Annotated in this window: 12 protein-coding genes; 7 read left to right on the top strand and 5 right to left on the bottom strand. The window is 63.7% G+C overall.

The features are described from left to right. Positions 1-43: 43 nt before the first annotated feature. The 3 genes from ACIP90_RS15915 to hxlB all read right to left on the bottom strand — a co-directional run bounded on the left by ACIP90_RS15915 (position 44) and on the right by hxlB (position 2,399). On the bottom strand, positions 44-592 hold the full coding sequence (locus tag ACIP90_RS15915; protein ID WP_400580486.1) for a hypothetical protein: 549 nt from the start codon (positions 590-592) through the stop codon (positions 44-46). Between the two features lie 492 nt (positions 593-1,084). Beyond that, a complete protein-coding gene (gene hxlA / locus ACIP90_RS15910; protein WP_400580484.1) occupies positions 1,085-1,708 on the bottom strand; it encodes a 3-hexulose-6-phosphate synthase in 624 nt (207 codons plus the stop codon). 88 nt (positions 1,709-1,796) lie between these two features. After that, positions 1,797-2,399, bottom strand: coding sequence for a 6-phospho-3-hexuloisomerase (gene hxlB / locus ACIP90_RS15905; RefSeq protein ID WP_400580482.1), 603 nt, complete (start codon positions 2,397-2,399; stop codon positions 1,797-1,799). A gap of 214 nt (positions 2,400-2,613) precedes the next feature. On the opposite strand from hxlB, the gene ACIP90_RS15900 reads away from it, so the two are divergent. From ACIP90_RS15900 to ACIP90_RS15890, 3 genes are all read left to right on the top strand, one after another. After that, positions 2,614-3,924 carry a LuxR C-terminal-related transcriptional regulator gene (locus tag ACIP90_RS15900; RefSeq protein ID WP_400580657.1) on the top strand — a complete coding sequence of 437 codons (1,311 nt, stop codon included), beginning with the start codon at positions 2,614-2,616 and terminating at the stop codon, positions 3,922-3,924. 34 nt (positions 3,925-3,958) lie between these two features. Next, positions 3,959-4,531: a GNAT family N-acetyltransferase gene (locus tag ACIP90_RS15895; protein WP_400580480.1), complete on the top strand. Its 573-nt coding sequence runs from the start codon at positions 3,959-3,961 to the stop codon at positions 4,529-4,531. A 150-nt stretch (positions 4,532-4,681) separates the two neighbouring features. Continuing rightward, the gene (locus ACIP90_RS15890; RefSeq protein ID WP_400580478.1) at positions 4,682-5,488 is read left to right on the top strand and encodes an IclR family transcriptional regulator; all 807 of its coding nucleotides are present in this window, start codon (positions 4,682-4,684) and stop codon (positions 5,486-5,488) included. A 76-nt stretch (positions 5,489-5,564) separates the two neighbouring features. On the opposite strand, the gene ACIP90_RS15885 is transcribed toward ACIP90_RS15890, so the two are convergent. Then, complete coding sequence (locus tag ACIP90_RS15885) at positions 5,565-6,791, bottom strand: aromatic ring-hydroxylating dioxygenase subunit alpha (RefSeq protein WP_400580477.1); 1,227 nt, start codon at positions 6,789-6,791, stop codon at positions 5,565-5,567. An 80-nt stretch (positions 6,792-6,871) separates the two neighbouring features. Beyond that, positions 6,872-8,077: an NAD(P)/FAD-dependent oxidoreductase gene (locus tag ACIP90_RS15880; protein WP_400580475.1), complete on the bottom strand. Its 1,206-nt coding sequence runs from the start codon at positions 8,075-8,077 to the stop codon at positions 6,872-6,874. 360 nt (positions 8,078-8,437) lie between these two features. Between ACIP90_RS15880 and ACIP90_RS15875 the strand changes: the two genes are divergently transcribed. The 4 genes from ACIP90_RS15875 to ACIP90_RS15860 form a co-directional block, all read left to right on the top strand. After that, positions 8,438-10,441 (top strand): BCCT family transporter, encoded by a 2,004-nt coding sequence (locus ACIP90_RS15875; RefSeq protein ID WP_400580473.1) that lies wholly within the window; start codon positions 8,438-8,440, stop codon positions 10,439-10,441. A gap of 174 nt (positions 10,442-10,615) precedes the next feature. After that, positions 10,616-11,740, top strand: coding sequence for a GTP 3',8-cyclase MoaA (moaA, locus tag ACIP90_RS15870; RefSeq protein ID WP_400580471.1), 1,125 nt, complete (start codon positions 10,616-10,618; stop codon positions 11,738-11,740). Between the two features lie 7 nt (positions 11,741-11,747). Next, positions 11,748-12,014: a MoaD/ThiS family protein gene (locus tag ACIP90_RS15865; RefSeq protein WP_400580469.1), complete on the top strand. Its 267-nt coding sequence runs from the start codon at positions 11,748-11,750 to the stop codon at positions 12,012-12,014. A gap of 307 nt (positions 12,015-12,321) precedes the next feature. Beyond that, on the top strand, positions 12,322-12,594 hold a 273-nt coding region (locus ACIP90_RS15860), incomplete at its 3' end, for an alcohol dehydrogenase catalytic domain-containing protein (protein WP_400580467.1).

Raw genomic sequence — 12,594 nt, 5'->3', positions numbered from 1 at the left:
GGGATCCTTCGCTGTCCTAATGCGTCAGGTGCTCAACAGGGACTTAGCGTCCGCCTCCGCCGATCACGCCCTTCTCGACGGCGTTGGTGACGGCGTCAGCCTCGGCCCGGGTCAGCGTGCCGTCGCTGACAGCGGTGTCGAGCCTGGCCTTCAGGGCGGCGGCGCGCTCCGCCTGGGCGGCGGTGCGGATTTCCTCGAGAGCCGCCGTGACCTTCGATTCCTCGAGGCCAAGCTTCTCAGCCAGGGATTTGGCCATCGCCGCTTCCCGGGCGGAACGGTCGGGCCTGGTGCCCTCGGCGGGCGGCGTCGTGGGCTTGCTGGCTTCCCGGAACGCCTGGAGCGCCTCGGTCACCTTGGCTTCCTCGACCCCAAGCTTGGAGGCAAGATCCGCCGCGAGCTGGCCGCGATCCCCCTTGTGGCCGCCGCGCTTGCCGAAGCCATCGGTGGGTGCTGTGCTGTCTGCCGATGCACTGGCACTTGGCGTGGGCGTCGGTGTTTCGGCAGCCGATGCCATCCCCGTGACTCCCATTCCGGCGCCGAGGGCCAATGCCCCGGCCGCGATGCCAAGCGTGATTCTCCTACTACGTGACATGCCGATTCTCCTCAATCCGCCGCCTGAGGCGGCTTTTGCTGAAAAGGCGGCTGTTTTCCGCCCTTCCTCAAAGATGAGGCAGCGGGCTAAGGCACGGCTGTTCGGAAGCTGTCAGCCTGCTGTGAATGCGGGCCAGGCGATCATGTCACTCGCCCAGGGCGGGCACGGCTTCAGCGGTGTTTCTTCCGGCGCGTCGGCCACTTCACGTTCAACAGGAGCAATCCCAGCAACAAGGAGTCAACCGTCATGATTGCCGCAATGAGGTAGGCCCAACCGATCATCATGGGTTGCTCACCGCTACGCGACGGCCCGGGGTGCGGGGGTGCATGAGAATGCACATACTGATCTCCTGACTTGGATCCCCCAGCCACTCGATAGTTCATCAAGTGTGCCACGACGTCGCCCGCGAAGGAATGGCCTTTAACGGCCAATGGTGAGAGGACGACGGCGGGACGTTCCCGCCGTCGTTCTCTCACCTTTGCCGGCGACTTGCTAGATGATCGCTGCGCGCAGTTCCTTGGCTGCAACGGCAGGGTCGGCGGCGCTGTAGATGGAGCCGCCGACGACGGCGACGTCAGCGCCGGCGCGCTGCACCGAGCTGATGGTGGAGAGGTTCACGCCGCCGGCGACGGAGAACGGCACGCGGGCTTCCTCGCCGGCGCTGAGCAGCACGTCCAGGTTGTAGCCCGGCTTGGCCTGCTCGTCCAGGCCTGCGTGCATCTCTACGAACTTGGCGCCCAGCGCGCGGACTTCCTTGGCGCGGGTCACCTTGTCCGCAACGCCGATCAGGTCAACCACGACGCCCTTGTTGTGGGCCTTGGCTGCCTTGACCGCACCGGCAATGGTGGAGTCATCGGCGCCGCCGAGCACCGAGACGAGGTCCGCACCGGCTGTGAAGGCGATGTCGGCTTCCAGCTCGCCTGCGTCCATCGTCTTCAGGTCGGCGAAGACGATCTTGTCCGGGTGCGCGGTCTTCACCGCGGTGACGGCGGACAGCCCGGCGTTCTTCACGAGCGGCGTGCCGAGCTCGATGATGTCCACGTATTCGGCAACCTGGCCGGCGAGCTCCAGGGCGGCTTCGACGGTCAGGACATCCATGGCGACTTGCAGTTTCATATGTGATTCTCTTTCTCTATTTATTGAGGCTGGCTTTTTTGTTGTGGCTGGCTTCAGGGGTGAGGTTTTGGGTCAGCGGGCGGGCGGCTCATTCGAGGTTCGCGTGGCGCTGCCAGAGTTCCTCAGGTGTTGCGGCGTCCTCATCCCAGAGGCTTTGGAACACCGCTTCAGTGGTGGCAAACAGCACCTGCTCGAACAGGCTCCCCGAGTACTGCCGGGAGAGGTTCGAGCCGTGGTCCGTCTTTTGCGCGGCGGGGATAATCACGACGGCGGAAGCCGCCTTTGCGAGCGGGGAACCGGCGTTTGTGGTGTAGGCAGCGATCCGGGCGCCCTGGGCCGCGGCGGTTTCGGCGGCCTTGACCACGCCGGCAGTGGTGCCCGAGCCGGAAGCTGCGAGGAGCAGGTCGCCGGAGCGGATTGCGGGCGCGGTGATCTCCCCGACGACGTGCACGTTCAGGCCGAGATGCATCAGCCGCATGGCTGCCATCTTCAGGACAAGGCCGCTGCGCCCGGCTCCGGTCACGAAGATCCGGTCGGCCAGCCTCAGTTCGGTGACCAGGGCAGCGACCTGCGCCGGATCGACGCGCTGGAACACTCCGCTGATTTCGTCCTGAACCAGGCTCCGGTTGCGATCAAAGGACCGGGACACACCGGCCGGGACGGCCTGATCGGTTTCTGAGACGACGGTCATTGGCAGATACCCTCCTTTACGTAAGTTGTTACCTGTCCATCCTCGCCCGTCCATTGAGTGGGTCCAACGCTTTGATCGGACGGTCTCAACCACCCAAAGGGGTAGGCAAATTATCGTGGACCCGTAAACTGGGTAGGTGGTTACTCCTGTCGAAGCTCCCAAAACTTCCCCCCTTCCCCCGCTGGACGCCCCGCTGGACGCCGGGGTGCCGGACCTGGGCACACTGTCCCTCCACGCGCAGCCGCTGCTTGAGTCAATCGCCGCACTGTCCACCGCGCCGCTGGCAACCATCGCTGCACGGCTGCGTGATGCCACGCTCCCCTATGTACGCAGCAGCGCCCTGGTCATCTTCACCGAGGACTGCACCGGCCGGCCCCAAAAGAAGGCAGGCAACGAGGCCATCATCAGCCGCGTCTCCATCGCCGAACTCGACCACATCCGGTCTTCCCTTTCCGAAAGGGAGCTGGGCGGCGAAAGTCCGCCCGGCGGCGCCAGCTCCCCCTGGCTCGGCGAAGCCGTGCTCGGCGGCGAGAAACGCCCGGTCCTGGCCCTCTCCTCGCCGAGCAATGCGCTGCTGGTCCTCGCCGATCCGCAGCCCCTGCCCGATCCGGCCGACCGGGCCCCTGCGGAACGGCTGCTCCGTTACCTTTGGACGCTGGCTGCCGAGCGCATCCGGGAGAAGGTGGCGGATGCACCGCCGTCGTACCTCATTGAGTCCCGTGCGGCCTCGGCCGAAAGGGTAAGGGTGACGGCCGAACTCGTGGACAGGCACTCAACCACGCTCGAAACCCTGCTCGCCGCACTGCGATCTCCGGCCCTCACTGATGAGGCCGCACGCAAGGCGGCCACGGAAACTGCCGCCAAGGCCCTGGTGGGACTCCGCACGCTCAGTGACCGCACCACGGAGCTCGTGGAGGAGCCCGTCTCCTCGGCGTTCCAGCGCCTCCGCGAGGATCTGAAACCCCTGATGCACTTCAGCGGCATTGACGTCCAGTTCATCGACCCCCCCGTCAACGGCCGCGCCCTTCCCGGCGAGGTGGCCCACGCCGCTCGGGCGATCGTCCGGGGCCTCGTCCTTGCGATGGTGGACCAGGGCGGGGTGCGCCGGATCCGGACGCAGTGGGACTGCGACGGCGAGAACCTGCTCGTCAACGTTCGCGACGACGGTCCCGGCGAACTGTCCGGAGAGTCACCGAACTTGGCCCGTCTCGGCCACCGGGTGGAAGCCCTGAACGGCCGCATGTCCGTCGATGTGATGCCAGGCTGGGGCGCCGACGTCGCCGTCGCAATTCCCCTCGATCCGCCGGTGCGCCAAATGGCCGACGTCTCCGAGTGGAAGCTCGGCGACCGCGAGCTGGAGGTGCTCCAGCTGCTGGCCGCCGGGCAGCGGAACCGGGCCATCGCCGCGAAACTGCACATCAGCGAGAACACTGTGAAGTTCCACCTGCGCAACATCTTCCGGAAGGTGGGCGCGTCCTCCCGTACTGAAGCCATCGCGATGGCCCACAGCAAGGGCCTGCGCTAGCCAAAGCCGGAGCTTCGAGGGAAGGACAGCACCCATGGCGATCGACATCCGCCCGGCAACTCGGTTCGAGGACGTTGCGGCGATGGTTGGGCCGAAGCGGCCCGATGCGAACGTGTGCTGGTGCCTGAGCTACCGCATCCCCTCCAAACAGAACGTGGAGTTGCGCGGCGCCAAGCGCGGGGAGCTGGTGAAGGAACTGGTCCGGCAGGACCCGCCACCCGGGGTGCTCGCATACGACGGCGGCGAGGTGGTGGGCTGGGCCGGCGTTCATCCGCGCGCCGACACGAGCTTTGCCCGCAACCGCAGGATTCCCCACGTGGACGATCTCGATGTGTGGTCGGTGTGGTGCCTCCGGGTACGGCCCGGGCACCGCGGCAACGGAATCTCGCATCACCTCCTGCAAGGGGCCGTCGAGTTCGCCAGGAGTTACGGCGCACCCGCCATCGAGGGCTACCCCGTGGACAACCAAGGGAAAAAAGTCGATCTGACGATGGCATACGTCGGCACTCGGGCGCTCTTCGAAGGCGCCGGTTTCACCAAGGCTGCGGACACGGACTCCGTCATCAACGGCTTCCCACGCGTGCTGATGCGTCTTAACCTGCGCTGAAGTTTGGTCTGCCGCGTTAAACCGTTTAATGCAATGTCGGCCCCGTCACACTTCCCGGTCTAGGATCGAAGTGTGCAACTAAATGAGAGGACGCTGCGGCGGCCTTGTGGCGGGTAACCGGGCCGCAGAAATTACTCGAGAGTATGGAGCATGGCTTCGAACAGTGACCCTGAATCTGAGATCGAGACCGAGGCTGGCCACGGCGGTGTCCAGTCCGTAGACCGAGCCCTCGCAGTCCTGGAGATCCTGGCCCGGGACGGCCACGCCGGCGTGAGCGAAATAGCCGAGGAAATGGGCATTCACAAGTCCACGGTTTCCCGGCTGCTGGGATCCCTCGTCAACAGGGAGATGGTCCATCAGAACAGTGACCGCGGAAAGTACCAGCTGGGCTTCGGCATCCTGCGGCTGGCCAGCTCCATCCCCGGCAGGCTGAGCCTGGTCCGTGAGGCGCGGCCTGTACTGGAGGGCCTGGCCGAGGCGTTCAAGGAAACCGTGAACCTCGCCGTGCTGCGCTCAAACTATGCCGTGAACGTCGACCAGGCCATGGGGCCCTCCACGCTGGCCACGTACGACTGGGTGGGCAGCCTGACGCCTCTCCACGCTACGTCCAGCGGGAAGGTCCTCCTGGCAGCGCTGTCCGCCGACGAACGGGACAGGATCCTGAAAGAGACAGGACTCCCGGCCCGCACGCCGCGGACCATTACCAAACGGGACAAACTCGAGGATCAGCTCGTCGAGGTCATCCGGGAGGGCTATGCGGTGACCCTCGAGGAATTCGAGATCGGACTGAAATCCATGGCCGTTCCCGTGTACAACCATGTTGGTACGGTGATCGGCGCGGTCAGTATTTCGGGACCTGCGTTCCGTTTCGACCCGGAAAAGACTCCGGGACTCCTTGGTGCACTGAAGGAGGCGGGGATGCAGATCAGCGCGAACATGGGGTACACGCGGCGTTAAGTCAGCACACGTGATGACCCCGGGCCGGGGGCCCGGGGTCATCGATTGATTGGTTGTGGTGTTATCGGGGCGGGGCTTAGGAGGCCGGGGTGGCGGTCTCTTTGCGCTGCAGGGTTTCGGCCCGTTCCTCCAGCGGCGGGGTGTCCGCGGTGAGGCCCAGCAGGGCTTCTCCGGAGAGCGGTACGTCGCCGACCTTTTCCTGGACCCAGTCGTGGAAAGCGCCGATGTGGTGTTCGCTGGGCACCAGCACGCCGCCCTTGGCGTAGGACTTGGAGGCCATGCCCGGCTGGCACCGCTCGCAGGCATCGAAGTCCTGCATGTTCACGCGGTGGAACAGCTCCACAGAGGCGCTGACATCCTTGCCGGACTCCACCACGGAGGGCAGGTACAGCCAGTCACACTCCACGATCGTGTGGTCCGCGGACATCGGGAACATCCGGTGGATGATCACGTGGTCCGGAACCAGGTTCACGAACACGGTCGGCTTGATCGTGATCGCGTAATAGCGCCGGTCCTGGTCCTCGGCCACACCCGGGATGACGTCCAGGCCCTCGGAACCGTCCACCGTGAAGCCCTTGATGTCCTCACCGAACTCCGCGCCGTGGCCCACGAAGTACTGCGCGGCCAGCCCGTCAGCGAACTCCGGCAACACCTCGGTCAGCTCCGGGTGGATCGTGGCGCAGTGGTAGCACTCCATGAAGTTCTCAATGATGAGCTTCCAGTTCGCCTTCACGTCATAACGGATCCGACGTCCCACGGACAGGTTCGCCACGTCATACCCGTCAATGGCGTGCACGTTGCCCAGGCGTTCCTCGATCGCGCCCATGACGTCCTCCTCGAAGGACGGCGGCTCCTCGGCCAAACACACCCACACATACCCCAGGTACTCACGGATGTGGACCTTGGACAGGCCGTACTCATCCCGGTCAATGTCAGGCATCTTCGTCAGGTTCGGCGCGGCGATCAGCTTGCCCTCGAAGTCATACGTCCAGGCGTGGTACGGGCACTGGAAGTTGCGGGCCGCTTCGCCCTTTTCCTCCATGCACAACTTCACACCACGGTGCCGGCACACGTTATAGAAGGCCCGGATCTGCCCCTTGCGGGTCCGCGAGATCAGCACGCTCTCCCGGCCCACCTGCACCGTCTGCCACGCCCCGGGCTTATCCAGATCCGAGGACCGGATCGCGCAGAACCACATCTGCTCGAAAATACGCTCCTGCTCGGCCCGGAAAATAGCCGGATCCGTATACAAATGACCACCCAGCGTCGGGATCAGGCTCGGCGTGGTTACCTCAACAGACAATGTTCCTCCTCAGAACGGCACACATGAAGTGCGTAAAACTGGTGCAGCAAAGTTTTGCGATGGTGTGCGGCAGTTGCCGCCTATGGGGCTACAGCAGCGATCAGGCCAGGCTGGTCCTGCGGCTTCGTCCCCGAAGCCGCTATATTGCGCCGCCATTTGGTGAAGAGCCTGGGCTGGTTCATTCCCAGGACCGCCACCGGCTCGTCTCCGCGGTAGTACACGGCGAGGAAGCTGTGTTCTTGGGGATCCCCTGCCTCAACCTCAAGGCGGTCGTAGCCGGCGGAGTGCCCCGCGAACTGAATCTTGACGCCGTGCTGGTCAGACCAGAAGTAGGGCGGCTTCAACGGCTGTTCCGGGGCATCGCCGTCCAAGAGGGCCTGAACAGCCAGCGCTGCGCGCTCCAGCGCGCCGGTCCAGTGCTCAATCCGCCGGTGGCCCCCGTAGGCCTTATCGAACCAAGCAGCGCAGTCACCGACGGCGACGATCCCCGGAATGTTGGTGCGTCCCATGGCGTCGCACAGCACGCCCGAGCCTAGCTCGACCCCGGACCCGTCCAGCCACTCGGTGTTCGGCTCAGCGCCAACCCCGACGACGATGACGTCCGTCGCCAGGTGACGGCCGTCAGCCAGCGTAAGACCGGTAACAACGCCTTCGCCTGTGTGAAACTCTTCGATCACGGCGCCGCAAATGAGATCAACGCCGTTGGCCAAGTGCAGTTTGGCGACCAGATCCCCCATGTCCTGCCCGAGCTGCGCTGTAAACGGAACCGGCGCGTTGTTGATCATGGTCACCTCCATTCCCCGGGAGGCAGCGGCGGACGCAACTTCAGCACCGACGAAACCAGCACCGATAACGGTCATGCGCTGGCCCGGCACCAGCCGTGGTGTCAATCCCTGGGCATCGGCGATGGTCCGAAGGTAGAAAACATTCTCAAGCCCGTCCAGGGCAGGCAGCTTCCGGGCGCGCGCGCCGGTGGCTATCACGATGCCGTCGGCGCTGACGGAGCTTCCGTCGTGCAGCCGCACGGTCCGTGAAGCTGCATCCAGGCCAACCGCCCCGCCTCCCAGAAGCCATTCCGCCTGCAAGCCGTCATCGTCCGTTTCCAGGAAAAGGTCTTGGGAGGTGATGGTACCGAGCAGAAAGTCTTTGGATAGCGGCGGCCTGTCGTAGGGACGGTAATGCTCATCGCCGATCATGATCAGCCGGCCAGCGAAGCCTTGGGCGCGGGCGGCCCTGGCGGCAGAAAGGCCAGCCAGCGAGGCTCCAACGATCGCAAGCGTCTGCATAATCCTCCACATCGTCAATTGCTAAATACGCAACATCGCGCACTATACGCAACAGAGTGAGGCATGCCACACCCGCCTGTCAAACTCCCCGAACACCGGCCCGGAGGGCGCGTAACGGCATAAAAAATGCTTGACATCGCGTGTGACGGAGCGCACCCTGTTGCATAAGGCGAATGCTGTTGATTCTTGCGGAACGTAACCCGCCGCAGCAGCGCTGTCGCAAAATCTCCTCCGGCCCAACCGCCGGTACGCACACATGAAGTACAAACCGTCGACGGCAGCATCATGGTCATCGAGCCGGGCGAGGCCCCCAACCTTCCGCCCAGACTAACCAGAAGGCCATGTATAAATCGCAAGCCCATGACTCGGCGAGCAAAGGACCCGCTCATGGCTATCAATAGTGACCTAAAGCCATCAACACCCGAAGAGTTGCCTGCCGGGAATGGTTTGGCAGAGACTCCTCCTAGCGAAGAACCCGAAAGTAGGGGGAACATCAAAGAAGTAATCAGTGTCTCCCAGGAAGGCACCACCCCAGCAGTACTCGATCCGGAGGAAGGAGGCGCAGCGACCTTGCCGGACGAAGAAGAGTACGAGCAGATTCTGGAAGAGCTGCGCCATGCAAAGACCGAGCAGGCCGTGACGGAACGCCGGAACACCAAGCTCACCCTCGACAAAGTTACCTTCGGGATCACGGGCGCCATCGCCGTCGCCTTTGTGGTCTGGGGCTTCTCTGGACGCGACAGTCTGTCCGACACCTCCAAGGGCGCCTTGAACTGGGTCATGGAGTACACCGGCTGGCTCTTTATGGTCCTGGCTTCGCTCTTCGTGATCTTTGTCCTGTGGCTGGCCCTGGGCAAGTTCGGCAACATCCCGCTGGGCAAGGACGGCGAAAAGCCCGAATTCCGGACGGTCTCCTGGGTGGCCATGATGTTCGCCGCCGGCATGGGCATTGGCCTCATGTTCTATGGCGTGGCCGAGCCGCTCTACCACTTCGTTTCGCCGCCGCCCGGCACCGTGGACGGCCGCACGCCGGATGCCATCCAGACCGCGATGGCCACCTCCATCTTCCACTGGACCCTGCACCCCTGGGCCATGTACGCCGTGGTCGGAATCGCCATGGCCTACGGCACCTACCGGCTGGGCCGCAAGCAACTGATCTCCGCGGCCTTCACCTCACTCTTCGGCATCAGGATGGTTGAGGGGCCTGTAGGCAAGTTCATCAACATCCTCGCCATCTTCGCCACCCTCTTCGGCACCGCAGCATCCCTGGGACTCGGCACCCTGCAGATCGGCAGCGGCATGACCTCCAACGGCTGGTTCGGCGAAATCGGTACTCCCGTACTCGTGGTGATCGTGGCCATCCTGACCTCCTGTTTCGTGGCGTCCGCCGTCTCCGGCATCAGCCGCGGCATCCAGTGGCTCTCCAACATCAACATGGTCCTGGCCGTCATCCTGGCACTCATCGTCTTCGTCGCCGGCCCCACCCTGTTCATCCTGAACCTGATTCCTTCCGCGGTCGGCGACTACGCCCGCGACCTTGCAGAAATGTCCTCCCGCACCGAAGCCGTCGGAGACGAAGCCCTCCGCACCTGGCTGACCGGCTGGACCATCTTCTACTGGGCCTGGTGGATCTCCTGGACACCCTTTGTGGGCATGTTCATCGCACGCATCAGCCGCGGCCGCACCATCCGCCAGTTCGTCACCGGTGTACTGCTGGTCCCCAGCATCGTCAGCGTCATCTGGTTCTGCATCTTCGGCGGAAGCGCCTTCCACGTCCAGCAGGAAGCAGACAAAGCCAACACCCCCGGACTGGTCACCATGGTCGATGGGACACCGACCGTCAACTTCGACGGCGCCCTCTTCGACCTGGTCAAGAACCTGAACATGCCTGGCTGGCTCACTGTTGCCGTCGTCGTGCTGGCCATGGTCCTGGTCGCGATCTTCTTCATCACGGGTGCCGACGCGGCCTCCATCGTGATGGGATCGCTCAGCTCCAACGGCGCCGAGCACCCCCGCCGCGGAGTGGTCATCTTCTGGGGCAGCCTCACCGGCGCCGTGGCTGCGGTCATGCTGCTGGCCGGCGGCGACGAACCTTCGGAAGCCCTGTCCGGCCTGCAACGGATCACCATCGTGGCTGCCCTGCCATTCGTCATAGTCATGCTGCTGCTCTGTTTTGCGCTCGCCAAGGACCTGCGCCACGATCCCCTCTCCTTGCGCCGGCGCCTGGCAACATCCGTCATGGAACGGGCCATCCGGACCGGCGTGGAACAACACGGCGGCGTCCAATTCGACCTCGTCACCAAGCACCAACGTGACGACCGGCGCTCCGACGGAACGCCCGACTCCAAAGACCAGACCACCTAGTCTGCTTCTTACCGGTCTTACAGGCCCAGAAGGAAGGGCTGCAGCTTCCGTGCCGCCGCTGTCATGCGGCGGCACGGAATTGACGGATATCGACGACGCCTTCCTATCAGGAAACAAAGCAAGCGTCATTACAACGCACGCTTCACGTATGAAGCGAAGAAATGGTTTGAGTGCATGACTGTTCAGCTAGGAATTCCGCGGCTCCCCAGCAAAAGCGGCGGCGGGCTGCCGATGCCTCCGAGCCGGCCTTCGGGGGTGCCCGCCGGCCTGCTGGACCGGTTCGGGCGCCAGGCAACAGACCTTCGGTTATCCGTGACCGACAAGTGCAATCTTCGGTGCTCATACTGCATGCCCGCACAGGGTTTGGACTGGCTCTCAAAACAATCCCTCATGACCCCGGACGAGATCGCGCGGGTCGTGGGCATCAGTGTCGAGAAACTCGCCATCCGCGAACTCCGTCTTACCGGTGGCGAGCCCTTGGTACGCCCTGACCTGGTGAATATCATCCGTGCCCTGCGCCAGCAGCACCCCGATCTGCCCATCTCCATGACCACTAACGGCGTCGGCCTGGACAAGAAGGCACAGGCACTCAAGGACGCCGGGCTGACCCGGATCAATATCTCACTCGATTCCCTTCACGAAGAGACGTTCGAGCTACTAACGAGGCGCCCGTTCCTCAACAAGGTGTTGGCGGGAGTGGAAGCGGCACGGACTGCAGGATTGGGACCGGTCAAAATCAACGCGGTACTGATGCGGGGTATCAACGACGCTGAAGCGTCCGGGCTTTTGGCGTGGGCACTCCGCTACGGTTACGAGCTCCGCTTCATTGAGCAGATGCCGCTTGATGCGGACCATGGCTGGACGCGGCGCGACATGGTCACCGCCGCCGAAATCCGTGAATTGCTCTCCCAGGATTTCGTCCTCACCCCGGATCTCCGGGAGCGGGCGGGAGCCCCGGCAGAACGGTTCCAGGTCAGGAAGCGAAACGCGGTTGCCCGCGGGTGCCCTGGTCCAGTCTTGGGTACCGTTGGCATCATCGCCTCCGTCACCGAACCCTTCTGCGGCGACTGCAGGCGCACGCGCATCACGGCGGAAGGCAAGCTCATGAGCTGCCTTTTCTCCCGGGAGGAATTTGACCTGCTGGGCCTGATGCGCTCGGGGGCAGATGACGCAGAACTGGCACGGCGCTGGCAGGATGCGATGTGGGTTAAGCCGCGGGCACACGGAACGGAACACGTCGGCCTGGATTCCGCAGACTTCAAGCAGTCGGGCCGCAGCATGAGCACTATCGGAGGCTGAACAAACATTGTTGGTACGATACTTTGCCGCTGCATGTTCTGCCGCCGGCGTAGAAGAAGAACACCATGATCTGGCAGATGGCGTAACTCTCAATGAACTCCTGACTGCCGTACTTTCGATTGACCGTCCGGATCCCCCGGCGGGAACGCCTCTACTGGCCCGGATCATTGACCGGAGCAGCTTTCTTCGCAACGAAGTTGCTGTACGGCACCGTGGCTTGGCCCTTGGCAGGGAGGACGTCATCGATATCCTGCCGCCTTTTGCCGGCGGCTGAGCCCGAGCCTTGGTCGCGACCGCATTCGCCAGCCCAGGAGAGGCGCCTACTCGTTGACACTCTTCTGGCGACGCAACTAGTATCGTCATATATCAGTTAGATATCAGCGGAATATCAGCCGTTGTTGTCGAACGCCGGGGCCATGGTCTGCTCCGCACCCCTGGGTCGCTTGAGGCCTGGAGCCGATGCCGAGGGACTCGGCAGCGGTGATCCGTTTGCAAAGCAGACAACCCCGTCTGGGCAAAAGTCCGGAAGGCATGGCCACTCCCGCAGTCAGAGTGACTCGCAGTGAAAGGAACGCAAGCTAATGGTTCATAAAGTCAAGGCAGTCATTGCCCTGGAGAAGGACGCTCCGGTGTCGTTGGAGACGATTCTGGTGCCGGATCCGGGTCCGGGGGAGGCGTTGGTGGACATCCTGACGTGCGGGGTGTGTCATACGGATCTGCATTACAAGCTCGGCGGGATCGGGGATGAGTTCCCGTATTTGTTGGGTCATGAGGCCACGGGTGTGGTGGCGGCTGTGGGTGAGGGCGTGACGGAGGTGTCTGCGGGTGACCGGGTGATCCTGAACTGGCGTGCG

The organism is Arthrobacter sp. NPDC093139, from assembly GCF_044754165.1.
GTDB lineage: Bacteria > Actinomycetota > Actinomycetes > Actinomycetales > Micrococcaceae > Arthrobacter.
The sequence above is the reverse complement of the archived record's forward strand: the minus strand, read 5'-3'. Positions and strand labels throughout refer to the sequence as shown.